The 25,032-nt window shown below is 66.4% G+C and carries 15 protein-coding genes; 11 read left to right on the top strand and 4 right to left on the bottom strand.

Features of this window, described 5'->3' with window-relative positions:
• Window positions 1-50 precede the first annotated feature (50 nt).
• The 6 genes from AB1384_05090 to AB1384_05065 are packed head-to-tail and all read left to right on the top strand — an operon-like array spanning window position 51 to window position 6,640.
• On the top strand, window positions 51-1,172 hold the full coding sequence (locus AB1384_05090; protein ID MEW6553642.1) for a hypothetical protein: 1,122 nt from the start codon (window positions 51-53) through the stop codon (window positions 1,170-1,172).
• A gap of 4 nt (window positions 1,173-1,176) precedes the next feature.
• Complete coding sequence (locus AB1384_05085; protein MEW6553641.1) at window positions 1,177-2,367, top strand: glycosyltransferase family 4 protein; 1,191 nt, start codon at window positions 1,177-1,179, stop codon at window positions 2,365-2,367.
• Window positions 2,364-3,473 (top strand): glycosyltransferase, encoded by a 1,110-nt coding sequence (locus tag AB1384_05080; GenBank protein ID MEW6553640.1) that lies wholly within the window; start codon window positions 2,364-2,366, stop codon window positions 3,471-3,473. The genes AB1384_05085 and AB1384_05080 overlap by 4 nt, the downstream gene beginning before the upstream one ends.
• A 13-nt stretch (window positions 3,474-3,486) precedes the next feature.
• Complete coding sequence (locus AB1384_05075) at window positions 3,487-4,431, top strand: hypothetical protein (protein MEW6553639.1); 945 nt, start codon at window positions 3,487-3,489, stop codon at window positions 4,429-4,431.
• Window positions 4,428-5,561, top strand: coding sequence for a glycosyltransferase (locus AB1384_05070; GenBank protein MEW6553638.1), 1,134 nt, complete (start codon window positions 4,428-4,430; stop codon window positions 5,559-5,561). The genes AB1384_05075 and AB1384_05070 overlap by 4 nt, the downstream gene beginning before the upstream one ends.
• On the top strand, window positions 5,558-6,640 hold the full coding sequence (locus AB1384_05065) for a glycosyltransferase family 4 protein (protein ID MEW6553637.1): 1,083 nt from the start codon (window positions 5,558-5,560) through the stop codon (window positions 6,638-6,640). The genes AB1384_05070 and AB1384_05065 overlap by 4 nt, the downstream gene beginning before the upstream one ends.
• A gap of 77 nt (window positions 6,641-6,717) precedes the next feature.
• On the opposite strand, the gene AB1384_05060 is transcribed toward AB1384_05065, so the two are convergent.
• On the bottom strand, window positions 6,718-9,360 hold the full coding sequence (locus AB1384_05060; protein MEW6553636.1) for a glycosyltransferase family 39 protein: 2,643 nt from the start codon (window positions 9,358-9,360) through the stop codon (window positions 6,718-6,720).
• A gap of 279 nt (window positions 9,361-9,639) precedes the next feature.
• Between AB1384_05060 and AB1384_05055 the strand changes: the two genes are divergently transcribed.
• The gene (locus AB1384_05055) at window positions 9,640-11,067 is read left to right on the top strand and encodes a CoA-binding protein (protein MEW6553635.1); all 1,428 of its coding nucleotides are present in this window, start codon (window positions 9,640-9,642) and stop codon (window positions 11,065-11,067) included.
• Between the two features lie 36 nt (window positions 11,068-11,103).
• Here AB1384_05055 and AB1384_05050 read toward each other — a convergent pair whose 3' ends face one another.
• Window positions 11,104-13,887 carry an FG-GAP-like repeat-containing protein gene (locus AB1384_05050; protein MEW6553634.1) on the bottom strand — a complete coding sequence of 928 codons (2,784 nt, stop codon included), beginning with the start codon at window positions 13,885-13,887 and terminating at the stop codon, window positions 11,104-11,106.
• A 177-nt stretch (window positions 13,888-14,064) separates the two neighbouring features.
• Window positions 14,065-15,324 carry a class I SAM-dependent methyltransferase gene (locus AB1384_05045; protein MEW6553633.1) on the bottom strand — a complete coding sequence of 420 codons (1,260 nt, stop codon included), beginning with the start codon at window positions 15,322-15,324 and terminating at the stop codon, window positions 14,065-14,067.
• Between the two features lie 198 nt (window positions 15,325-15,522).
• Here AB1384_05045 and AB1384_05040 point away from each other — a divergent pair, with 198 nt between their 5' ends.
• The 3 genes from AB1384_05040 (at window position 15,523) to AB1384_05030 (ending at window position 21,405) form a co-directional block, all read left to right on the top strand.
• Entirely contained in the window at window positions 15,523-16,995 is a 1,473-nt protein-coding gene (locus AB1384_05040) for a glycosyltransferase family 2 protein (protein ID MEW6553632.1), read from the top strand.
• Between the two features lie 106 nt (window positions 16,996-17,101).
• Window positions 17,102-18,814 (top strand): glycosyltransferase, encoded by a 1,713-nt coding sequence (locus AB1384_05035; GenBank protein ID MEW6553631.1) that lies wholly within the window; start codon window positions 17,102-17,104, stop codon window positions 18,812-18,814.
• Window positions 18,815-18,963: 149 nt separating this feature from the next.
• Window positions 18,964-21,405 carry a DUF5719 family protein gene (locus AB1384_05030; GenBank protein MEW6553630.1) on the top strand — a complete coding sequence of 814 codons (2,442 nt, stop codon included), beginning with the start codon at window positions 18,964-18,966 and terminating at the stop codon, window positions 21,403-21,405.
• Between the two features lie 43 nt (window positions 21,406-21,448).
• Here AB1384_05030 and glf read toward each other — a convergent pair whose 3' ends face one another.
• Window positions 21,449-22,546 (bottom strand): UDP-galactopyranose mutase, encoded by a 1,098-nt coding sequence (gene glf, locus AB1384_05025; protein ID MEW6553629.1) that lies wholly within the window; start codon window positions 22,544-22,546, stop codon window positions 21,449-21,451.
• A 331-nt stretch (window positions 22,547-22,877) separates the two neighbouring features.
• Between glf and AB1384_05020 the strand changes: the two genes are divergently transcribed.
• Complete coding sequence (locus tag AB1384_05020) at window positions 22,878-25,004, top strand: glycosyltransferase family 39 protein (protein ID MEW6553628.1); 2,127 nt, start codon at window positions 22,878-22,880, stop codon at window positions 25,002-25,004.
• The last annotated feature ends 28 nt before the right edge of the window (window positions 25,005-25,032 follow it).

Below are 25,032 nucleotides of genomic sequence, written 5' to 3'. Positions count from 1 at the left end.
ATACACCGGGAAGGCGCGGGCGCACCGGAGGGAAGGGGTGAAGAGGAGAGATGAAAAAGCGAGACCTCGCGCAGGAGCCCGCGGCGGCTCCGGAGGAAGGCGCGGGCAACCTCTCCCTGGAGCTGGAGGGAGTGGACGTCCCGTCCATAATGCGGCATATACAGGAGAGGGTGGAGCAGCGCCGCGAGCAGGGTGTTTACCGTGACCTGCCCATCATGGACCTGGAGCAGGAATGGACGGGCGGGGGCGACGCCGAGATCGGGGTCGACCCCCTGCACGAGCTCATCTTCCGTATCCAGATGGCGCGGCAGGTCGCCGAAGTCACCAGCGATTATCCCATAGGAGCGCGCCCTTCGCTCCTGGGTGCCGTCATCCTGGCCGTAAAGAAGGTAATCCGCCGCATCATGACCCCCTACATGGACGCGGTCTTCGCCAAGCAGAGGGAGTTCAACGCCCAGTGCCTGCGTTCCATGGAGGCCCTGTCGCAGATGATCATAAGGGAGCGGGAGCATTCCTACCACGGCGGCCTGGACCGCTACGAGTCATGGGTGGAGCTGGGCTTCGCGCAGGACGAGGAAGAACTGCTGCGGGAGGCGGCGAGGCGGTTCGATGCGGGGAGGCACATCACATGCATCGAGTGCGGCACCGGGGATTTCCTCGCCGCGGCCGCGAAGGAAGGACGGGAGGCCCACGGCATCGAGGAGGACACGCGCTTGGTCCAGATGGTGCAGGAAAAGGACCTCAGGGTAGTCCAGGCCAGGGCCCTGGACTACCTGGAGGCCCAGCCCTTGGCCTCGCTGCAGGCGGTCTTCCTCAGGGACCTGGGGGAGCGGGTGGACACCCGCGACCTGCTGTGGACCATCTCCGCCCTGGCCGACCGCGTGGAGGGCGGCGGGCAGGTGCTGGTGCTCAACCACCACCCCCGTTCCGTCCTGGGGACGGAGGAGGCCTTCTGCGACCCCACCCTGCTGCGCATGGTGCACCCGGAGACCATGCGCGAGCTATTCCTGCGCAGCGGCTTCAGCGCGGTCGAGGTCTCGACGCTGGGAGACTTCGGCCCGCAGGAGATAGAGGAATGGAAGAGCAGGCTGGAAGGGGCGCACCTGGAGAGCGGCGACCTCGCGGACCTGCTCTTCTCCCCGCGGCGCTATCTCCTGGAGGCGAGGAGATAATGCCTTGAGAGCGGAGACGGTGGCCTTCGTGCCGGTACGCTACGGCCCCCAGGTCGTGGGAGGCGCCGAGACCCTCACCCGCGTCCTGGTGGAGGAGCTGGCGGCCCGGGGATGGCCGGTGGAGGTGCTCACCACCTGCGCCATCGACCCCCACAGCTGGAACAACTATTTCCCTGCCGGCACCGAGATATTGAGCGGCATCACCGTGCGAAGGTTTCCCACCCAGAGCCGCAGGCGGGACCGGAAGACGGCCCGGGCGGAGACGCGCATGATCCTAGGCAAGAGGGTGTCGGTCAGGCACCAGGAGATGTGGATACGCAGCGTGGTCGCCAGTGACGCCCTGCGTGCCTATATAGGCGAGCACCGGGACGACTACAGGGCCTTCGTCTTCGCTCCCTACCTTTTCGGCACCACCTGGCAGGGCGTGCACGAAGTGCCCGAGAAGGCCTATATCATCCCTTGCCTGCACGACGAGGCCTACGCCTACAGGAAGATCTACAAACAGCTCATGCGCTCCGCGCGGGGCCTGATGTTCAACAGCGTGCCCGAGATGGAGCTGGCCCGCCGCATCTACGGCAAGGACCTGCCGGGGCGGGTGGTGGGGATGGGGTTCGCGCCCCACGACGCCGAGGGAGACCGCTTCCGTTACAAGTACTCCATAGAGGGGGACTTCGTCCTCTATGCCGGACGCCGTGAGAGCGCCAAGAACACGCCGGCGTTGCTGCAGTACTTCTGCAACTACCTGCAGAACACCGGCCGCGACGTGAGCCTGGTGCTCACGGGGACGGGGCGGCTGGACCTGCCCTTCGCCTTCTACAACCGGGTCATAGACGTGGGTTACGTGGGAGAAAGGGACCTGCGCGACGCCTACGACGCGGCCACGCTCATCTGCCACCCCTCCACCCGGGAGAGCCTCTCCATCATGATCCTGGAAGCGTGGCTGGCGGGGCTGCCCTGCCTGGTGCACGGCGACTGCGCCGTCACCCGCTACCACGTGGAACAGAGCGGCGGCGGGCTGTGGTTCAAGGACTACCCCACCTTTCACGAGTCCCTCTCGTACCTGCTCGAGGACCCGGCCCGGCGCGCCGGCATGGCGGAAAAAGGCAGGGAATACGTGCTGCGCAACTACTCCTGGGACGAGGTGGTGGGCAACTTCTCCGCCGTGATCGAGGAAGGGGAAAGGGGCCGCGGTTGAAAGTCCACCAGATGGTCCCGGCCATGAACAGCGGCGACGCCGTCTCCAACCAGGTCATCTCCATCCGCGACATCCTGACGGCGTGGGGGGTGGAGTCGGACATCTTCGCCTGCGACATGGACGATTTCGGCCGCCGCCATGCCACCTCCGACCGGGAATACGAGGATGTCGTGGAGGAGACAGCCGAAGACCTCTTTATATATCACCTCTCTATTTTCAACGACAACCACCGCCACTTCACAGGCAGCCGCTGCCGCAAAGTGCTCATCTACCACAACATCACGCCGGCGGAGTACTTCGACCGCTACTACCCCTACGCGGCCTACCTGTGCCGCGAGGGGCGCGACCTCCTTCCCCGGCTTAAGGACTGCGACCTGGCCCTGGGGGACTCCGACTACAACCGCCGCGAGCTGGTGGCGGCGGGGTTCGACGAGGCCAGGACGGGGGTGCTGCCCATCAACCCTCCCCTGGACAAGCTGGACGGCATCGCGGAGGACGCGGAGTTCGGCAGGCGCCTCTCGGACGGCAAGACCAACCTGCTCTTCGTGGGCAGGGTGGCCCCCAACAAGCGGGTGGAGGACCTCATCAAGCTCTTCTACTGCTACCACCGCGGCATCAACGCGCACTCCCGCCTGGTGGTTGCGGGGTCCCTGCTCTCCACCTACCACACCGCCCTGCTCTCCATGGCCTGGCGCATGGGCATCCAGGACCGCGTCCTCTTTCTGGGCAAGGTCAGCGACGCCCGCCTCAAGGCCTGCTACCTCAACTCCCACTACTACATATCCATGAGCGAGCACGAGGGCTTCTGCGTCCCTCCCCTGGAGGCCTTCCACTTCGACCTGCCGGTGCTGGCCTATGCCGCCGGGGCCGTGCCGGAGACCATGGGGGGAGCGGGGGTCATCTTCACCGACAAGAACTACCCCGTGCTGGCGGAGTTCCTGGACCGCCTGGGAAGGGACGCCGGACTGCGGGAGAGCATACTGGCGGCGCAGAGGGAGCGGCTGGGGCATTTCGGCCCGGGCAGGTTCGAGCTGACGCTGCGGGAAGCCCTGGGCGGGATGCTGGGACTGGACGGGGCGGCCGTCGAGATGGCGGCGGCGGGATAGAGGGACTGAGGCGATGATAAACGTAAACGGCAGACAGATCGACGAGCACGGCCTGGTCGCGAAGACCGAGGCGCGGCGGCGGGCAGGGCTCTACGACCCCCGCATGCAGGAGCTGCTGGAGCGGAGCATAGAGGCGGAGCTGGACAACCCCGACTTCGACATGATCCGGGTGATCTACGACCTGCACCACGCCCTGGGAGACGAGGGGAGCGGCCTGGAGCCGCCGGACGATCTCTCTCGCGGGGGAGAGAAGGTGGGCCGGGCGGCGACTTTCATGCGACGCTTCCAGACCAGGTTCATCCGCGCCGTCAACGAGGGGTATGTGCAGCAGCAGATCTCTTTCAACACCCTGTTCACCCAGGTGATCGACATCTCCTGCAGCCAGATCTACAACCCCGAGGGCGGGACCAACGAGAGCAAGGTGGCATCGGAGCGGGATATCTGGATGACGCGCCGCCCGCAATGGGACGCGGAGACGGCGGCCGCCGTGGCCGGAGAGGGCCGGGACCGCGCCGTCTTCGTGGGCATCCCGGGGACGGCATGCCTGGGGTTTTTCAAGGAAAAGGGCAGGCCGGTCCTGGCCATGGACACCTGCGATACGGCGGTGGCGGAAGCGCAGGCGGATTTCATACCGGCCAGGTACTGCACGCGCATGGCGGACGTCTTCGGCCGCCTGGTCGTGGAGGACCTGGGGCTGTTGGTGCTCGCCTTTCCTGAGTGCCTGACCGGCCGCGAGCTGGACCGCATACTGCAGTGGGCGGGAGAGCACCTGCTGCCGGGGGGCGCCGTGCTGGTGGCGCTGAACCGCGGCTGGGCGGAAAGGCTGGCTGGCGAGGAGGGCTTCGTGCGCTGGTGGCCGCGCCGCCTGCTGGAGCGCCTCATGGCGCGCCACGGTTTCAAGGTGCGCGAGTGGAGGTGCGGAGGGCACACCATGCTCAAGGGAGAGAAGAACGCTTGAGGGTACATCAGATCGTTCCCTGCCTGGCCAGCGGGGACGCCGTCTCCAACCAGGTGCTGTCCATCCACGACATCCTTACGGCGTGGGGGGTGGAGTCGCACATCTTCGCCTACGACATGGACGAATATACCTGCCGCTATGCCGCTCCCGACGTCACCTACCCGGAGTTCGCCGCCAGCGAGGAAGACGTGGTCATCTACCACCACGCCATCTACTGCGAGAACCACCGCATGTTCCTGGGCAGCCGCAACCGCAAAGTGCTCATCTACCACAACATCACGCCCCCCGAGTTCTACGTCGACTTCTATCCCACGGCCGCGCGCATCTGCCGCCTGGGGCGCGACCTCCTTCCCCGGCTTAAGGACTGCGACCTGGCCCTGGGGGACTCCGACTACAACCGCCGCGAGCTGGTGGCGGCGGGGTTCGACGAGGCGAGGACGGGGGTGCTGCCCATCAACCCTCCCCTGGACAAGCTGGACGGCATCGCGGAGGACGCGGAGTTCGGCAGGCGCCTCTCGGACGGCAAGACCAACCTGCTCTTCGTGGGCAGGGTGGCCCCCAACAAGCGGGTGGAGGACCTCATCAAGCTCTTCTACTGCTACCACCGCGGCATCAACGCGCACTCCCGCCTGGTGGTTGCGGGGTCCCTGCTCTCCACCTACCACACCGCCCTGCTCTCCATGGCCTGGCGCATGGGCATCCAGGACCGCGTCCTCTTTCTGGGCAAGGTCAGCGACGCCCGCCTCAAGGCCTGCTACCTCAACTCCCACTACTACATATCCATGAGCGAGCACGAGGGCTTCTGCGTCCCTCCCCTGGAGGCCTTCCACTTCGACCTGCCGGTGCTGGCCTATGCCGCCGGGGCCGTGCCGGAGACCATGGGGGGAGCGGGGGTCATCTTCACCGACAAGAACTACCCCGTGCTGGCGGAGTTCCTGGACCGCCTGGGAAGGGACGCCGGACTGCGGGAGAGCATACTGGCGGCGCAGAGGGAGCGGCTGCGTTCCTTCGGGACCGGGGTGCTCGCCGCCGGCCTGCGCGAGGTGCTGGACGGGCTGGCGGCGGCCGCGGCGGGGGTTGACGGGGGCGGGGAGGCGCGAGGGAACGGTGGCGGGGAGGTGCTGCGTTGAGGGTACACCAGTTGTGTGCGCGGCTGCAGTTCGGCGACGCAGTCACCGGACAGGTGCTGCGCATGCACGAGCTCTTCAAGTCGTGGGGGTGGGAGAGCCACATCCACGCCACCGCCAACGACGAGCCCATGGCCGCCTACAACGAGGGACTGAAGGCCTATCGCGGCAAGAGTATGCGCGACCGGGACAGCGTTCTCGTCTACCACCTCTCCGTTTTCGACGAAAACCACCGCATGTTCCTGGGCAGCCGCAACCGCAAGGTGCTCATCTACCACAACATCACCCCGCCCGAGTTCTTCGACGCTTACGACAGCCGCCTGGCCGAGGTCTGCCGCAAGGGGAGAGAACTCCTGCCCCGTCTCAGGGAATGCGACCTAGCCCTGGGTGATTCCGAGTACAACCGCCGGGAGCTGGTCAGTGCGGGGTTCGCGGAGGAGAAGACCGGGGCTTTGCCCATCATAGTGGACACCGCCGCCCTGGACGGCGAATACAACCACGCCCTGCATGCCGGGCTCTCGGACGGCAGGACCAACCTGCTCTTCGTGGGGCGCATGGTCCCCAACAAGCGGGTGGAGGACCTCATCGACCTCTTCGCGGTCTACCGCCACCGCGTCAACGCCTATTCCCGCCTGCTGCTGGTCGGGACCACCTGGTCACTGCGGTACAACATCGAGCTGGACGAGCGCATCCGCCGCTACGGGCTGCAGGGAGCGGTGTCCATCCCGGGCTGGTCCTGGGGGGTGTCAGACGAGGACCTGCGGGCGTATTACCGCACGGCGAGCGTCTTCATCACCTGCAGCATGCACGAGGGCTTTTGCGTACCCCTGCTGGAGAGCATGCACTTCAGGGTGCCCATCCTGGCCCGCGCCAGCGCCGCCATCCCCTATACCCTGGGCGGCGCCGGGATGACCTTCCGCAGCATGGACCTCCCCCTGCTGGCGGAGGCCGTGGGCGAGGTGGCGACCAACGCGGAGCTGCGCCGGGCCATGGCCGAGAAGGGCACGCGGCGCCTCGAGGATTTCGCCCCCGAGAAGACCGCCGCCTCCCTCCGCGCCTATATAGAGGGGGTCAGCCCCTGACATGTGACATGCCTGGCACACCCGATGCTCTGGTTGCTGCTACGCAACACAATGTCACATGTCAGGGGCTGACCCCATTACAGGCTGATCCCGACGGGGAGCTGCAGCGGCTCCGTGAAGTAACCATTGCCGGCGTCGTCCAGCCACAGCCATAGGGTATATTCGCCGGGCTCGCGAGGCGCCTGCAGCGCCACCGGGAAAGATATCTCCTGCCCGGCCGAGACGTCGCAGGGCAGAAGGCCGGTCTGGGTCAGCTCGTAGGCCGGGGCGCCGGCACGCTTCCACACCGCGGTAACGTGCACGCTCCCCGCCGTCCCCACCATGCCCCTTGGCCACTGCGCCACGCCGCCGTTGCGGACGGCGACGTCCAGGGAGAGCACTTCGCCGGTATGACAGGCCGCGGCTGGCTCTCCATCTTCCCGCGCCCAGGACAGCTCGCCGGCCGCGCCCGCTCCCTCGCCGGGCAGGGCGACGCCGCCGACCTCCACCTCGCTCTCCCACACCGTCCCCTCCAGGATGCCGTCGGTGGCGGCGACGGACAGGGAGTAGGGACCGGCCTGCGAAGGTGACTCCAGGCTGAAACTGGCCGAGGCCGCTTCGCCCGCCGCGACGAAGAACGGCGCATAGAGATAGGACTCCTCGCTGCGCACGACCTTTCCGTCACCGTCGCGCCACTCCGCCCGCAGGTGCTGCCGGTCCTCGGAGAGGTTCACGAAGGGAAGGCCGGCAGGGTTGAGGAATCCCACGGAGGCTGCTAGAGGCGCCCCCGCAGCGGTCCTCTCGGGGAGGTAGAGGGGCAGGTCCAGCCGGTCCACGGAAACGGTGTCGACGGGGTCGAGGCGGTAGAGGGAGATAGCGTCATCTGCGTAGTCCTCGACCAGCTCCACTCCCGGCTGGCTCTCCAGGGCCTTCCTCGTGGATGCCGCGGTGCCGTCGGGCAGCCAGTCCCAGTGGGCCACCACGTGGTCGACCCCGGCCGCACGCAAAAAGTCCAGGGCCCGCGTCCCCGGGAAGGCCTGCATCTCCACCACGGCCCGGCGGTAGAAGATGGGGTAGTAGCCGCTCATACCGTTCACAAGCTTCTTCCAGTGATAGACGGAAAAATAGGTGGCGGTCTGCTCGCGGTCCGCGGAGAGGAAGAGGTTGTCCAGGGTGCCGAAGTTGAGGCTCAGGGGGTCCTCGAAAGTGACGCTGTCGGCCACGTAGGGCATGGGTGCCTCCACCACCACCGCGTCCTCGATATCGGCCAGGTCCCGGTAGACCCGGGGCACCTCGCCCGCCACCGGCACGGAGGCGGTGGGGAGGTCCACCACCGCGAACTCGCAGAGCAGCAGCACGATCACCGCACCCGCCACCGCCATGGCCCACCTGCGGCCGCGCCACGACTGCATGAGGGTCTGGAAGGCGGCACAACCGTAACCGGCGGTCGCGGACAGCGCCAGCAGCACCATGATGTTGTAACGCACCGGGAAGCGTACGAAGCCGTAGAACGGGAGCTTGTGCATGACCTTGTAGAAAATATTGTTCAGTCCTCCGGGCTCGGGGCCAAGGGAGAGCGCGAAGCATACCAGGCCCAGGACCACGAAGAAGAGGAAGAAAGCGCGCGGGGAGGCGATCCTCTGCGGGGGCCCGGGGAGCGGCGGCCCGGCCCGGGGCGGGCTGTCCTGCACGCGGGTATCTTCCGCGCCCGGCTCCCGCTCATCCCCTGGGACGTCCTCCCTCCCGGACCGCGGCGCCCCGCGCGCCGGGGAGCGGCGCATCCTCTTCCCCGCGAAGAGGAAGAGCAGCCCCAGCAGGGAAAGGGGCAGGACCAGGAACCCCGGGAATAGGGCGTCCCCGCCCCCTGGCGGGCCAGTGCGGGAGAAGCCCAACACGTCATGATAGAGCCAGTTCTGGGGCAGCACGCGCACGTAGTCCACCAGGTGGGCGCGGGCGATGACGTTCAAGGCGGGCTCGCGCTCGTCCTCGGGGATGTTGGCGCGCAGCCGGAAATAGGGCATGGCAAAAGGGACGATGACCACCATGCACAGGGCCAGGACCGCGATGACGTAAAGGAACTTCCTTGCCTGCTGGCGGCGGTCGCGGGCGAGGAGGCGCCACAGGAAGAAGAGGGCGATGGGGATGGACGAAAAAGCCAGTTGATACCATCCCAGCAGCGCCTGGGCGAGGAAGGCGAGCCCGAAGCCCACCAGCTCGCGCGTACGCCCCTCGTCGAAGTAGCGGAAGAGGAAGTAGAGGATGAGGGGTTGCAGGCACCACAGGCTGACGTGCACGTGGACGATGGTCGAGAAATGGTAGGGAACGAAGGTGAAGAAAACCCCCGCCGCGAAGGCGGCCATCCTCTTCCCGGTCAGGTATTTGACCAGCAGGTACATGGTGTATCCGCACAGGGCGAAACCCAGGAGGGAGACGAGGTTGTAGGCCAGCACCGGGTTGCCGGTTATCCAAGAGACGGGGGCGGCCACGAGGGCGAAGGTGAAGAGGTGCTCGGAGAAGGCCAGGCTGTCCGGGGAGGGGTAGTTCATGTTGGCCTGGAAGAGGTGGAGCGGTCCAGTGGTCATGGCGTGGCCGTCCCAGGAGTAGATCCACACGTTGAGGACGTTGTCGACGCGGCTGCTGATAACGGTGTCGCCCAGGCCGGCGACCAGGGGCAGCGTGAAAAGCAGGACGAGGACGAGGAAGAGGCATACTACCAGCAGGTGTTCCTTGATCCCCGACATATGCCTCCTCTCTCCGCTCGAATGTGGCCACGGCCATGCCCCGGTCCGCGTATTATTCTACCTTATGCGGGCAAAGGTTTGAGCATGGGGTCAGCCCCTGACATGTGACATGCCCTGCAAACTCGAAGCTCTGGTTGCCGTTACGCAACACGATGTCACATACCAGGGCTGACCCCATCTCCTACCCCGTCCGTAGCGTGGGGAAGATGTTGTAGAATGGTTGACGCGGGCGGTGTTCCGCGGCAGATGATGCAGCATGGAGATGGGAGGGAACACAGCATGACCGAACGCGCTGGCCTGGACGTCTTCTTCTCGCCCCGCAGCGTGGCCATCATCGGGGCCACCCCCAACCCGGCCAAGGGCGGGCACAGCATCGTGGCCAACATGCTCGAGTCCTTCGCGGGCCCGGTCTATCCGGTCAACCCGGGGAGGGACGAGATACTCGGGGTGAAGTGCTACCCTTCCGTGAAGGACCTGGCGGGCAAGGTGGACCTGGCAATCGTGTTCATCCCCGCCGCAGGCGTCCCGGAGGTGCTGGAGGAATGCGCGGCGGCGGGGGTGAGGGCGGCGGTGCTGGAGTCCGGCGGTTTTGCCGAGGCCGGGGAGGAGGGAAGGCGCATCGACGCGCGCTGCCGGGAGGTCGCCTCCCGCACCGGGCTGCGCCTGTGGGGGCCCAACTGCACCGGCCTGGTCAACACCGACCCCTTTATCTTCACCCCCTTCATGCGCGCCCCCAACGCCCACGAGCGGCTCAAGCCCGGGACCCTGGGCATCATCGCCCAGAGCGGCATGCTGGCCGCCGGCTTCATGCTGCAGTTCGTCATCTCGGGGTTCTTCACCGTCTCCAAGGCCTGCGCCATCGGCAACAAAATGGACGTGAACGAGGTGGAGGTGCTGCGCTACCTGGCCGGCGACCCCAGGACCAGGGCCGTGGTGGCTTACCTGGAGTCCTTCGTGGACGGCAGGGCCTTCCTGGAGGTGGCCGGGGAGATGGCCGGCGCGAAACCACTGGCCATCCTCAAGGGGGGGCGCTACGAGGAGTCGGCCCGGGCCGCCCTCTCCCATACCGCGAGCCTGGCCGGGTCCAGCGAGGTGGCGGACGGGGCCCTGCGCCAGGCGGGCGTCATCCAGGTGCAGGACTTCAACGAGCTGATGAACGTCGGCAAGGCCTTCTCGCTCCACCCCGAGCCTTTCCGCGTCACCTCGCGCGACGGGCGCGGAGTGGCGGTGGTGACGGTCACCGGGGGAGGAGGGGTGGTCCTCACCGACCTGCTGCGCGACGCGGAGTTGCGGGTCCCCGCCCTGGAGGAGAGGACCCTGCGCGCTCTCGCGGACGTCTTCCCTCCCTGGATGGCACCCTCCAACCCGGTGGACATCTGGCCGGCCATCGAGCAGCGCGGCTTCGACGCCTTCAGCGGCTCCATGCGGGCGGTGCTCGCCGATGACAACATCGACGGGGTGATATTGCTCCCCTTCGCCTCGAAGTTCATCGAGCACTTCCCCTTCGAGGAGATAGGCGAGGAGGTGAGGCGCAGCGGCAAGGCGGTGGTGTCGTGGGTCTTCGGGGACCTGCGCTTCTTCAACACCCTGGAGGAGAAGATGCGGGAGCACGGCATCCCGGTCTACGCGGACCTGCGCGCGTGCCTGCTCGCCCTGGACTCCTACCTTCACTTCGCCCGCCAGGCCCGGGACAGAAAAGGGGCCTGAGCGCCCGCGCCCAGGCCCGCTTATGGTCAGTACCGGTCATTTCACGGCTTGTCCCTGGGTGTTGTGTCCTCCGTTGATGTTCCCGGCCATGGAGAAGTAGACCGGCCGTTCGGCCACGATGGGCACGTCCGAGGTGATCTTGATGGACACGTCCCCGTGGTTGCTGTCCCACACCCCGATGCCGTACTTGGCGTCGTGTACGACCACCGTGAAACGGGAGCGCGGGTCGATGACGAGGTCGCGGTGTTCGTTGTTGCCGTCGGCGCACAGGTAGTCGATGCGCACCCTCGCCTCCTCCTCACCGGGGTTCTGCAGGCATAGATAGGTGTGGAAGCCGGAACGCGTGCACCCCTCGGCGAAGAGCCATTGCTCATACGGCTGCGGCGAGCCGGTCACGTTGTGCCCGCCCTCGATGAAACCGAAGTAGTTGAAGTACATGGGGCGCTCGGCCACGATGGGCTGGTCCGAAGTGACCTTGATGGACACGTCGCCGTGGTTGCTGTTCTGCTCGCCGATGCCCAGGCCTTTGCCGTGCACGGCCACGGTGAAACGGGAGCGCGGTTCGATGGTCAGTTTGCGGGACTCGTTCTCGCCGTCGGCGCAGAAGTAGTCCAGGCGCACCTCGGCCGGCGCGTCGCCGGGGTTCTGCAGGCAGAGCCAGGTGTGGAAGCCGGGCCGCGTGCACCCCTCGGCGAAAAACCATTCCGGGGAGGGCGCGGCCGCCCCCATGACGTTGTGCCCGCCGTCCCAGCTCCCGGCGTAGTCGAAGTACATGGGCCGTTCGGCCACGATGGGCTGGTCCGAGGTCACCTTGATGGACACGTCGCCGTGCTCGCTCGCGTGCACGCCGATGCCCTGGGCGTCGCCGTGCACGGCCACGGTGTAGCGCGACTTCGCCCCGACCACCAGGGACTTGGTGACGTTCTGGCCGTCGCCGCAGAAGTAGTCCAGGCGGACGTTGGCGTTCTGTTCCCCGGGGTTCTGCAGGGTCAGCCAGGTGTGGAAGCCGGGCCGCGTGCAGCCCTCGGCGAAGTACCACTGTTTGAGGGGGGAGTCCGTCCCCATGACGTTGTGCCCGCCCGTCCAGGAGCCGCCCCCGCCGGTGTAGTTGAAGTACACGGCCCGCTCGGTCACCAGTCCTTCCTGGTTGGAGATGACGGAGGTGCTCACCTCCTGCCCGTTGATGGTGGCGTTGACGGGCACGGTGGCCCGGGAATTGGGCGGGATGGTGATGAGGCGCACCACCGACTTGCCGCTGGGAAGGGTGTAGCGGAGCTGGACCAGGATATCGCGGTCCAGGATGTTCATGAGCAGGATGAACTGGTTGAACCCCGCGCCGGTGTATCCCTCCGCCAGGAAGCCGCGGCTCTTGACCTCATCCGGCGGCCACAGGTCCGGGACCTCCTCGTAGTTGTAGGCGGCGGTGTGGCGGGCGTTCTTGCGGAACATGGGCCATGGGGCCAGGGCGGGGTTGAACTTGCCGCCCCCGAGGCAGACCAGCTTGCCGGTCTCGCCGTCCATCCCCGTGGCGAGCACCACCTCGGTCATGCCGTCGCCGTTGATGTCCCCCACGGCCGGGCAGTTGAAGATGTTACCGCCGACGTTGTCGTTGACGATCATGGTGCCGTTGACGTCGCGGGCGGTGATGTTGGCGCCCTCGGAGATGATCACCTCCATGGCGCCGTCGCCGGTGATGTCGGCGATGGCCGGCGAGCCAAGCTTGGGCACGGGGTAATAGTTGGTGGCCCATTTCAGCGAGCCGTCGTGGTTGATGAGGTAGGTCTTGTGGTCCATGGAGCCGATGGCCACCTCGAAGTAGCCGTCGCTGTCGATGTCCGCCACGGCGGGGGAAGAGAAGTTGTTGTCACCCGTACGCACCGGCCACCCGGGCACGTTGTTGCCCTGGTAGTTGAAGGCGTAGACGTACCTGCCGTCGGCGTAGGAGAGGTAGTTGCTGGCCCCGGGGTTGGTGTTCTGCCAGAAGAGGCCCGTGCCCACGACGATGTCGGGGAAACCGTCCGCATCGAGGTCGGCGATGGCGGGGGAGGACCAGATCACCTGGGGCAGGCACTTGGGGAAGTTCTGCTTGATGGCGCCGTTGCCCTCGAAGGCGTAGAGGAGCCCGCCGCGGGGCCAGGGCCAGTTGGGTCCGCCCCAGCAGTCGGCCCCGATCATCACCTCGTCCTGGCCGTCCAGGTCGATGTCGGCCACCGCGGGCGAGCACCACACGGTGTCGGCGTTGTAGTACTGCCAGGCCATGGGGCCCTCGAAGTGCCAGGCGGTGATGTAGTGGCCCCAGGAGCCCACCACGATCTCCAGGTTGCCGTCGCCGTCAAGGTCCCCGGCGGCGGGGGAGGGGAAGACCTCCTTGTAGCCGAAGGCTGAGCCGGCGCCCTTGGGCCATCCCCACTGCGAGAGTGGCTGGCCGCCGTAGTTTAGCCCGTAGACGAAGCCGTTGTCGCACCCGAAAAAGATCTCCAGCTTGCCGTCGCCGTCGCAGTCCACGGCCAGGGGAGTAGACTGGATGGACGCACCGGTGTAGTAGACCCAGCGGATGGCCCCGTTGGGGTTGACGCAGTAGAAGTTGCCGTTGGTGTTGCCCACCAGGATCTCCTGCATGCCGTCCTGGTCTATGTCCGCGATGGTGGGGGACGCGTGCTTGAACATGCTCCCCATGTTCAGCTCCCAGTGCTTCTGCAGCACTATCTCCGCGGTGGCGACGTCCGCCTGCAGCGGGGCGATGGCCGCGCAGGCCATGAGCGCCAGCACCGCGGCGATGAAGAACGCCATCCCCGTCCCGTGTGCCTTGACCTTGTCCATGTATGTTCCCCTTTGTGTTCCCAAGGCGATTTCACGCAAGCACATGATTACCGCTTTTTTCTCGTCCTCGCACTAATGTTTTCGACGGAGCGATCAAGTCGCTTAAGACAAAATAGAGATATAAGTAAGGCGGACGGGCCACGCGTGGTTGACATCCGTCAAGGGAAGAGGCCGCGGTCATACCCCCCGGTGCAGGTGGAGCGAGGCGCCCGGCAGGGGCCTCACCGCCAGGGCGGGAGCGGCGGAGACGCGCAGGAGCATGTCGGTTTCCCCGCACGCGGCACAGACGAGCCGGGCCTCCATGCGCCCCTTGCGCCCCGCATGGCGTGCCTCCTGCATGTTCAGGAGCAGGGACGCGTTCACGTTGTCGCCGCCCGCGGAGAGGCCCTCGCAGTGGAGCGCGCGCCGGGCGGGCTCTCCCCCCTCCTCGACCCCCTCCACCTCGAGCGCGAGATCGAGACGGTGGACGCCAGCCGGAAGACGTACGGCCCGTGCTTCCCATACCCCGGGCGCGGACTCCGTGAAGGACAGGTCCAGCACATCCTTCACCGGCCGGACCCCTGGCGGCGAGACCGCCTTCTCGAAGACGGTACAGTTCCAGATGCCCTGCCTGGCGTTCTCCAGGTCCCGGTTTACCGTCTTCTCCAGGTCGCCCCGGCGCACGAACCCCCAGCGGTTGAAGGCGGCGGTCCACCACGCGTAGGAGGCGATGGTGAGGTGGCCGTGGATGGGCATCCCGCTCACGTCGAGGATGAGGTGCTTGAAGGGGGCCAGGTCGATGACGTTCCGCCGGTAGGTCTCCAGGTAACCGTCCTGGATCTTCCCCTCGGCTATACCGTCGGGACCATAGAGGTTCTCGCCCATGGAGGGGGTACTGGCCCACAGCCACCGCGAGCCCACGCGGCGCAGCTCCCTGATGGTCTTCTCTATGTCCGTGGGCGGGATGTGCTCCAGGGTCTCCAGCACGACCAGGAGGTCGAATGAGCCGTCCGGAAAGTCCATGGAGGTGCAGTTGCCCACCTTCAGCCAGTCCTTGACGTCCGCGGGCGCGGTCCTTACCGCGTAGTCGCTGATATCGATGCCCCACGCCTCCATGCCGTGTGAACGTAGGGCGCCCACCAGGAAACCCTTGGCGCAGCCCACGTCCAGGACTTTCGTGGGAGAGAAGAGCTCGCGGGAGAGCTCGGCCACCTGCTGGAACTCCTCGAAACCCTCGTAGGCCTCCCCGTAACCGCTGACCTCCAGGGGGTTCTTGGGCTTGTCGAAATACTCTTCGCCGTAGAAGTCCGATTTCTGCAGCAGGCGGTAGAGGAACCACTTGGGGAGGCGGGGGACGACGGCTCCCTTCAGCCTGCGCGCGTGGAACCTGGCGATGGTCAGGTATCTCCAGATAAAGGTGTCTCCCAAGTACCTCTTGGCCAGCTCCTTGACGCGCATCCTCTCCGGCCTCTCCTTTCCTAACGCCCCGGCGGCCGTGGCGGGAGCGCGGCGTCACGCTCGCGCTCCCTGGTGCAGTATTTTACCACCCCGCGGGGCCCCCTGCCGGTTTTGCACTGCCGCGGTATTGGTGCAATAATCTGGCATGGTGGGTGTTTACACCCGAGACGGTTCGAGAGAGGGAAAAAGGATAGGCAATTGACCAAAGAGCCCGGACCCCTGGTTAGCTACGTCATACCGAACTATCAGGGCGAGAAGCTGCTTCCCGCCTGTCTCGATTCGGTATTCTCCCAGCGCACCGGGGTCAGCTACGAGGTCATCGTCGTCGACGACTGCTCAAGCGACGGCAGCGCCGCGCTGGTCTCCAGGGACTACCAGCAAGTGCGGCTGGTGGTGAACGACAGGAACCGGGGATGCGCGGCCTCGAAGAACATAGGGGCCGCTGAGGCGCGGGGCCGCTTCATAGCCTTCCTCGATAACGACATCGAGCTCGAGCCGGACTGGCTGCAGGCGATGGTGGACCGTTTTGAGCGTGAGGGGGACCACCTGGGGGTGTGCGCCTCGCATATCCTCATCAACGGGTATCCCTCCGTTCTCAACAGCACCGGGGGCTTCGTCAACCTCCTTGGCTATGCCTGGGACAGGGGTATCTTCGCGCAGGATACCGATTCCTACGCCTTCAACACGCGGGTGATGTGGGCATGCGCGGCGGCCATGATCGTAAAGGCCTCCCTCTTCCGGGAGATCGGCGGGTTCGACGGCGTCTACGAGTACCTCTACGACGACGTGGACCTGGGGTGGAGGGTGAACATGCTCGACTACGGGGTCGTCTACGAGCCCAGGGCAGTCGCCCATCACCACCAGGGCATAGTGCAGGGGTGGAAGCTGGTGAAAAGGCTGTATATCTACGAGAGGAACCGCCTGCGCAACCTGCTCAAGAACATGGAGGGGGATACGTTAAGGTGGGTGCGGCGGGAGCTTTTCTATCATTTCCTGCACCGCGCAAGGAGGGAGTGGAAGACCGGCGAGCTGCCCCTGCTGATGAGGATATCCTTCGTCCTGCGCATGGGGCAGGCGTTGGCATGGAACGTCTTCCACCTCAGGAACACCCTGAAGCTGCGCAGGGAGGTGGAGAAGACGAGGGTGCTCACGGACCGGCAGCTCATGGGCAAGGGGGTGTTGTGCGCGGTCCTCGGGGAGCCCTTCATCACCACCGACCTGCGCATGAACAAGGCGCCGGGGCAGCACGCCGACCGGCACCGGCACCTCAGCGGCAAGGTGGTCATGTCCAACCCGGTCAGCAAGGCCCTGGGCAGCGGCTGGTACGAACGCGAGCTGGACGCCAGCGGCGTCTTCTTCCGCTGGACGGACGGAAGGGCGGTGCTCTATCTCGAGGGCAAGAAGAACAAGCGCCACCTGGTGCTGCATACCCTCATGGCCCACCCCAAGGACGTCACCAGGGTCTCGGTGTCGGTGAACGGGCACCAGCTCCCCGGCGTGGAGGTTCCAAACCAGCCGTTCTCCCAGCGTATCGACCTCCCGCCGGACCTTGAACCCGGCGAGTGGGAAGTGGTGATGGCGGTGGAGAACCCCTTCTCGCCGTGGGAAGTGTGGGGCATCGAGGACCACCGGCGCCTGGGCATGGCGGTGGTCAAGGTCGAGGCGGGCTGATCCGGGCCGCGCTGCCGCTTTACGCGGGGCTGGACATAACCACCCTCATCTAATAGCTTAATCCTATATCTATCCGCGCGCGGTGCAACAACCACGGGGAAACGTTATGCGCATAATGCTGGTGAGCTTCCGCTTCGGGAAAGGCATCCCGGGCGGAGCCGAAAGATATATGTGGGAACTGATGTCCCGCCTAGCCCGGGGAGGCCACGAGGTGGAGGTCTTCACCACCTGTTCGCTCCAGATGGTCAGGTCGCCCTTCGGCTACTGCCTGTGGGACAACGCTCTCCCCCAGGGCAGCCAGGAGGAAGAAGGGGTGCTCACGCGCCGCTACCCGGTGAACAACCCCGCGCCACGACGCGCCAAGAGATACTGGGAACAGCTGATCCTCGAAAACGAAAAGGTGCGCCGCAAGCCCGAGTTCATAGCCTGCATGCAGGAAGCTCTCGCGGGAAGCGGGGAGCACTGCTTCCTCACCGGCTGGCATGCCAGCGAGGAGAGGGACGACGGCCACGTGCGCTGGTCCGCCCAGCAGGCGCACCTGCTGGCGGCCGGTGACGGCATCAGCGAGGTCCGGCTGGAGGTGAGCGCGCCCCTGGATGAGGACCTGAGCCTGCAGGTAGATGACGGGAAGCCCCTCCGTTTCACCCTCGAGAAGGGGCGCAGGCAGAGCGTCCAGGCCACCTTCTCGCCGCGCGGCAGCGTCACCGTGGGCATAGGCGTGCCCAAGGTCTTCCGCCCGCCCCAGGACGGGAGGGACCTCGGGGTGCTGGTGCACCGGGCCGAGGTCCGGGACGGCGGAGCCAGCAGGGAGCTGGACATATCCCGGGGGTGGGACGAGTTCGTGAGCACCGGCCCGGAGGAGGTCCTGGGGAAGGCCCTGTGGTGGAGGGCACAGAACCTGCCCGCGAAGTGTTCGCGCAAGCACAGATACGTCATGGGACCGCGTTCCCCGCGCATGGAGCGGGAGGTGAAGAGCATGGCCGGCGGTTTCGACATCATCCTGGGATGCATGGCCCCCATGTCGTCCCTGGCGCTGGCGGCCGAGGCGGCAGCGGGGGCCGGCCGGCCCTTCATCGCCATCCCCCTCTTCCACCCCCGCGACACCAACCATTACTACGACCACCTCTACGAGGCCATGGCCGGTGCACAGGGGGTGGAAGCCAACCTGCAGGGGATCGCCGACATCATGCGGGCCTGGGGTTTCAACGCCTTCGCCGTGGGTCCGGGCTTCGATCTCGAGGAACTGCTGTCGCCGCGTATCGACGGCGGACGCTTCAGGCGCGAGTTCGGGCTGGAAGACGTACCCCTGTTGCTCTGGGTGGCCCGCAAGAACAGCGGCAAGGGATATCGCGAGGCCGCCGCCGCCCTGGCCCACGTGCGCGGCGAGGGTTTCCCCGCCGAGCTGGTCATGATAGGCCCGGAGGAAGACTACCTGCCGGTGAGCGGCGAAGGGGTGCACTACCTCGGCCCCCTCCCCCGCGACAAGGTGCTGGACGCCTATGACGCCTGCGACATCTTTCTCTTTCCCTCGTTGTATGAGAGCTTCTGCCTGGTCTTCGGGGAAGCATGGCTGCGCGGCAAGCCGGTGCTGGGGAACGCCTGGTGCGCGGCGGCGCGGGACCAGATAACCCACGGGCAGGACGGATATCTCTGCCATGGCCCCGTTGAATACGGTGATATGGCGCTGAAGCTGCTGCGCGACCCCGCGCTGTCCCGGGAGATGGGCGAGCGTGGCAAAGAGAAGGTCGTGACCATGCGGGGATGGGACCGCGTGGCGGCGGAGTTCGAGGCGAAACTGCGGGAGATCGCCGGAGCGTGAAGCGCGGCGCGGCGCCTCGTCCCGGCTCGATCAGCTTGCGCAAGCGCATCCTCTGGGTTAGAAAGTAATGAAGTCCGGGAACAGGACGACCCCCCGTGCGGGTCGAATAAGACGATAACGTCCACCGAGACCAAGGAGTGGTTCAAACGATGAAGGCAAAGGCGCGTAAGCACCCCATCCTCGCGATCAGTATCGTGGCGGCCCTGGTCCTGGCCATGGTCGCGGCCCTGGCCGTGCAGCGGGGGGCGGTCAGCGAAGCCTCGGGGAACCCGGTCATGGACCGCGAGCTCCTGGGCCTGCACGTGGGCAAGGTGCTGGAAACAATGCCGGTGTCGGAGCGGGGCTGGATACGCAACCACCGGGTGGAGGTCAGCTGGAGCGATGTCGAGACCTCCCGGGGTGTCTACAAATGGACGAGGCTCGATGAGCTGGTCAACCTCGTCCTCTCCGCGGGGAGCGAGTCCATCATGTTCCTGGTGGGAGGGCCGACACCCGACTGGGCCCAGGACCCCTCGTACGGCGAATTCGCCAGGAGCGCCCCGCCGCGCGACCTCAACGACTGGTACCTCTTCTGCTCCGCCGTCGCCGAGCGCTACGGCAGCCTGGTGGATTTTTACGAGATCTGGAACGAGCCCGGCTGGGACCGCGACGGCCAGGCTTACCAGTACTTCCGAGTATTCCATTTCGGGGGGCAGGTGGAGACGGACTACCTGCCCCTGCTGCAGCTGGCTTACGCGGGCATCAAGGAGAAGGACCCCACCGGAGTGGTGATGTGCGGAGCCCTCATGTACTCGCTCGAGGACGACCCGGACGTGGGCGCCGAGAACTACGCCCTGCTCTTCGACGACCTCAACCGCCCCGGGCAGGACGTCTCCGTCAGGGTCGCCGCGGACAGGCCCATCGTGGCCGAGCGCCCCATGTACTTCAACTACAACGGGGCCTGGGCGGGGGGCCACGATTCCATGGGAGCCACGACCGCCCAGGCGGAATGGCTCTTCGCGGAGGGCTGCACGCGGCCCGGCTTCAACACCTACCTCTGCCTGCAGAACCCCGGCGCCGCCGCAGCCGCCGTGACCGTTTACTATTACTGCGGTGACGGCACCAACGAGCAGAGGACGCTCACCGTGCCGGCGCAGTCCCGTTTCACCATCCCCGTGCACGACGCCGGCCTGGGCATAGGCGTCTGGGACTCCGCCCGCGGCGACGTCTCCATCAAGGTGGTCTCGAGCCAGCCCATCGTGGCCGAGCGGCCCATGTACTTCAACTACGCCGGGGCCTGGGCGGGCGGCCATGACGCCATGGGCGCCACCGCCGCCCAGGCGGAGTGGCTCTTCGCGGAGGGCTGCACGCGGCCCGGCTTCAACACCTGGCTCTGCCTGCAGAACCCCGGCGCGGCGGACGCCGCCGTGACCATCGACTATTACTGCGGTGACGGCACCAACGAGCGGAGGACGCTAACCGTACCCGCGCGCCGCCGCTCCACGGTGCCGGTGCACGACGCCGTCCTGGGCATCGGCGCCTGGGACTCCGCCCGCGGCGACGTCTCCATCAAGGTCACCTCGAGCCAGCCCATCGTGGCCGAGCGTCCCATGTACTTCAACTACGCCGGGGCCTGGGCGGGCGGCCATGACGCCATGGGCGCCACCGCCGCCCAGGCGGAGTGGCTCTTCGCGGAGGGCTGCACGCGGACCGGCTTCAACACCTATCTCTGCCTGCAGAACCCGGGCACGGCCAATGCCACCGTCAACATCGACTATTACTGCGGCGACGGCTTCAACCTGCGCCGGACGGTCACCGTCAGGGCCCGCTCGCGCTATACGGTGCCGGTGCACGGACCCGACCCCGGCCTGGGCACCTACGACTCGGCCCGCGGCGACGTCTCCATCAAGGTCACCTCGAGCCAGCCCATCGTGGCCGAGCGCCCCATGTACTTCAACTTCAACGGGACCTGGGCGGGCGGCCACGACGCCATGGGCACCACCTCCGCCCAGGCGGAGTGGCTCTTCGCCGAGGGCTGCACGGGCTTCTCGATAGAGGAGTACATCTGCCTGCAGAACCCTAACGACCACGCGGCCGTGGCCGACCTCACCTTCATGATGTCCAGGGGGGAGACCTTCACCCGTCGGGTGACCTTGGCGCCGCTCTCCCGCACCACCCTGGACATCAACCGCCTCATCGGCTTCAACGGCTCCTGCGATTTGATCGCCCTCCATCCCTACAAGAGCTATTTCTACTGGGGCCCCTTCTACACCACCGTGGTCAACGCCGTGCGTTCCCGGGGGGCCTGGCAGGAGGTGGCCGCGACGGAGATAGGGTGGCCCCATTACAGCGACGGGCAACCCGCGGAATTCAGCGAGGCGGGACAGGCGACGGCGCTGAGGGACGGCATACAGGGCCTGTTCGACAACGGCTGCAAGAAGATCTGGGTCTACCGCGACGTTGACGAGCCGCCGGGTACGGCTTGGGACGGCAACTACTACGGCCTGTTCTCATCCACCGGCGTGCCGCATGCCGCCTGGTACAGCTACGCCTACTGGCAGCAGCAGATCCCGGACTACCCGCTGCTCCCCACCTCCTGGACCTGGCCGTGATCGGGCGGGGGGCCCGGGCCGGCGGGCGGAGAAGCGCCGCCACCTAGCCCCGCAGGCGCTCGAATAGTCGCAGCGCGTTCGCGAAGGCCTGGTCCATGTTGAGGTAGCGGTACTCGCCCAGCCTGCCCGCGAAGGCGACACCCTCCAGGCCTTGCGCCGCTTCGCGGTAACGCTCGTAGACGGCGGCGTTCGCGGGTGAGGGCACCGGGTAGTACGGTTCCCCCTCCCAGGTGCTGTACTCCTCGATGATGGTGGTGCGGCCGCCCACCTGGCCGGTGGCGTGCTTGGGCTCGGTGATCCTGGTGTACTCCTCGTCGTTGGGGTAGTTGATCTGGGCCCGGGGCTGGAAATATTCGATGTCCAGGGTGCGGTGTTCGAAATAGAGCGAGCGGTATTGCAGGCGCCCGAAGCGGTATTCGAAGAACCTGTCGATGGGGCCGGTGAAGACGAGCAGCTCGTGGCGTCCCAGGGCGTCCCGCACCGCGAAGTAGTCGCTCCCCGTGGCCACGTGGATGTTCTCGTGTTCCAGCATGCGCCCGAACATGGCGGTGTAACCGCCTTCGGGCATGGCCTGGAAAGCGTCGCTGAAGTAGCGGTCGTCGCGGTCGGTGCGCACCGGGATGCGGTCCATCACCGCGGCGTCCAGTTCACGGGGGTGCAGCGACCACTGCTTGATGGTGTAGTTCTTGAACAGCTTCTCGTACAGCAGCGGTCCCACCCTGGCCAGCGCCGATTCCTCGCTGTTTGCCGGGCGGTCTATGGGGACGACGTTCCTCGTTAGCCAGGCCCTCATCTCGCCCTCGTCCCGTATGTTCGCGCCCGTCAGGATGTTCACGGTATCGATGTTCACGGGGACGGGCACGAACCTTGAGTCTACCCAGCTGAGCACGCGGTGCTCGTAAGGGTGCCAGGAGGTGAAACCGGAGAGGTATTCCCACACCTCCTCGTCGTCGGTGTGGAAGAAGTGGGGCCCGTAGGCGGGGACCATGATGCCGGCCGCATCGAGGTAGTCATAGCAGTTGCCGCCGATGTGGGGCCGCTTCTCCAGTACCAGCACGCGCCGGCCCATGACCCGGGCGAACCTCTCCGCCAGGGTGCAGCCGGTGATGCCGGCCCCGACGATCACGATGTCGTATGTCATGCCCGCTCCTCGGGTAAGAACCGCGAAAGCTCTGTCTAATAATCTCATATTCGCCGCCCCCGGTGCGGTGCCTTTTAAACCGCGCGTCCGGAACGGGTGGCGCTACGCACGTCTCTCGATGCCATGACGGAAGCGGGGGGCGGTGGCGAGGCCGGCAGGTTAAAGGCCTCGGCAGGCTGGTATAATACGCTCGATCACCGGCAAACGACGCGCGTGCGAGGCCGGCGAAGTCGAGAGCTATCGTTATGCGGAGGCGGCGGGGCATGTATCACGGCAGGGAAGAGGATACGGGCGTTACCGGGAATAACGGCCGCGGGACAGGTGAGGGGCGTTGACCGTCCTGAAGGTGCTCGCGCTCACCGCCGTGCTGTTCGTGCCCGGGGCCCTTGCCGTGTCCCTGGTGAGGCGCTCGCGCGATGGCCTGAAGACCGGGGAGAGGGCCTTCCTCTCGTTCCTGCTGGGCACGGGCCTGGTGGCCCTGTGCGCCCAGGTCCTCGCGATGGCCTCCGCCTATTCCCTGGCCCACCTCCTGCTGACGGTGGGGGCGCTCTGCGCGCCCATGGCCCTGCTCTCGCGACGGCTGCCATTCCGGCGCGAGGACCTGGACCTCAAGCGCATGGCGGCGGTTATCCTGCTGCTGGCGGCCGCCTTCGCGCTCTTCTCTCCGCCGGGGCGCATAGTCTTCGGCTATATCGACGTGGGTATCTACCCCAACATCGCGGCGCACATCGAGAGGGAGGGGGACGTATACCTGGAGGTGCCCACGGTGCGGGAGGTGGATGAGGAACGCCGCGACATGGTCTACCAGCCCAACCCGGAACCAGAGCTTCCCTTCGAGGCCTGGGAGAACAAGGCCTTCTATATCACCGATTTCGAACAGGGCAGGGTGGTGCCCCAGTTCTTCTACCTGTGGCCGTCCCTCATGGCCGTCTTCGCGTCCTTTCTCGGGCCGCAGTCGATGTTCTGGGCCGTCACCGCCGTGGGGGTGCTGGCCCTGTGGGGCCTCTACCTCCTCGCCGCGAGGACGCTGGGATGGAAATGGGGGGTGACGGCCGCGGTGATCGCCGCCCTCTCTCCACTCATGGTCTATTTCGCCCGTTACGGCACCAGCGAGATGATGAACATGGCCTTCTTCGTGGGGGGCTCCCTCTGCCTCACCGCCTACCTGCGGCAGGAGGGGCAAGAGCGGCGGGGCACGGCCGCCGCCGCGGCGTTACTCTTCACCCTGGGTTTCTTATGCCACGCGGACTTCATCGTCATCGCCCTCCCCCTCGCCCTTTTCTACCTGTGCAAACGCGTGTGGAGCGGCCTAGCGGAGGCGGACTGGTGGTTCTGCGGTCTGCTGGCGGCCGGGGCCGTCCTGTCGCTGGTGGTGGGAGCCCTCTCCTCGCCCCCCTATTTCCATTCCATATGGAGCAGCACCTGGCAGCGCTGGCGCTGGCTGCTCGATTTCCCGGGCGTGCTGCTGCCCTTCCTCTACGGTGTGGCCTTCCTCTTCGCCGCGGACATCCGGGACAGGGTAAGGCGGCTGGCGAGGCTGAGGTGGCTGTGGGTTTCGCTGCTTTGGGCGGGGCTGGCCGCTTTCTTCGTCTATGTCTATTTCATCCGCTCCGCGGGGGAGAGCACGCTCATGACCTACGGCGACATCAACGCCTTCCAGGGGCCTTCCTTCAACAAGGAGTCCCTGGTGCGCTGGGCGTGGTACTTCTCCTTCACCGGCGTCATGCTCATCTACGCGGGTTTCGCCACCTGGCTCTCCCGCGCCCGGCGCTACTGGGCCGTGCCAGTGGCCCTGATGGGGCTGATGATGACCATCGTCTTCAGCATGAACCTGCACATTACCCCCTTGCATATGTACGCCATGCGCAGGCTGGTCCCGGTGGTCCTGCCCACCGCGGCCATGGCCATCACCTGCCTCCTCAAGGGCCTGGCGGACCAGGTACGCGGCGGGGTGGAGTGGCGGCCCTGGGTGGTATGGGCGAGGAAGGCCGCCGCCGCCGCGCTCCTACTCTACCTCATCTTCTTCATGGTCTACGTGTCCATGCCCCTGATGGGGCTGCAGGAGGGGGGCAACCAGCTGGAGCTGTGCGGCGAGATCGCGGGGCAGGTCGGGGAAGGAGGGGTGGTGGTCCTGGACGACAACCTGGGGGACCTCTTCGGCGCGCCCCTGCGCTGCTTCTACGGGGTGGAATCGGTGTGGATGCTGGACAACGGATATCTTGCCCAGGACGATTTCGAGGAAATCCTCGGCGACCTGGGTTTCCCGCAGCGCCCGGCCTACCTGCTGTGGCGGCCGGCCATGAGCGGCGCGCAGCCGCGATTGGTGGGGGGGTTGTCCACGAGCCGCGTTGAGGAGTACTTTTTGAGGGAGAACGACCTGGAGAAGGCCTTCGAATACCGTCCGCGCAGGCGGACGCATCATCTGGAGGAGATCGTCCTGTACCGCCTGGTGGAATAGGCGGCGGCGATGCGAGCGGGGAGGACGT

It is taken from the genome of Actinomycetota bacterium (assembly GCA_040757835.1).
Classification (GTDB): Bacteria; Actinomycetota; Geothermincolia; order Geothermincolales; family RBG-13-55-18; genus SURF-21.
Note: the sequence above shows the minus strand (reverse complement) of the source record. Positions and strands in the feature narration are given on the sequence as shown.

What these genes read in the sequence shown, in the direction of transcription:
- AB1384_05090 (MEW6553642.1), top strand. Translation starts at nt 51, where the DNA reads ATGAAAAAGCGAGACCTCGCGCAGGAGCCCGCGGCGGCTCCGGAGGAA.
- glf (MEW6553629.1), bottom strand. Translation starts at nt 22,546, where the DNA reads ATGACATACGACATCGTGATCGTCGGGGCCGGCATCACCGGCTGCACC.
- AB1384_05030 (MEW6553630.1), top strand. Translation starts at nt 18,964, where the DNA reads ATGAAGGCAAAGGCGCGTAAGCACCCCATCCTCGCGATCAGTATCGTG.
- AB1384_05055 (MEW6553635.1), top strand. Translation starts at nt 9,640, where the DNA reads ATGACCGAACGCGCTGGCCTGGACGTCTTCTTCTCGCCCCGCAGCGTG.
- AB1384_05075 (MEW6553639.1), top strand. Translation starts at nt 3,487, where the DNA reads ATGATAAACGTAAACGGCAGACAGATCGACGAGCACGGCCTGGTCGCG.
- AB1384_05045 (MEW6553633.1), bottom strand. Translation starts at nt 15,324, where the DNA reads ATGCGCGTCAAGGAGCTGGCCAAGAGGTACTTGGGAGACACCTTTATC.
- AB1384_05035 (MEW6553631.1), top strand. Translation starts at nt 17,102, where the DNA reads ATGCGCATAATGCTGGTGAGCTTCCGCTTCGGGAAAGGCATCCCGGGC.
- AB1384_05060 (MEW6553636.1), bottom strand. Translation starts at nt 9,360, where the DNA reads ATGTCGGGGATCAAGGAACACCTGCTGGTAGTATGCCTCTTCCTCGTC.
- AB1384_05050 (MEW6553634.1), bottom strand. Translation starts at nt 13,887, where the DNA reads ATGGACAAGGTCAAGGCACACGGGACGGGGATGGCGTTCTTCATCGCC.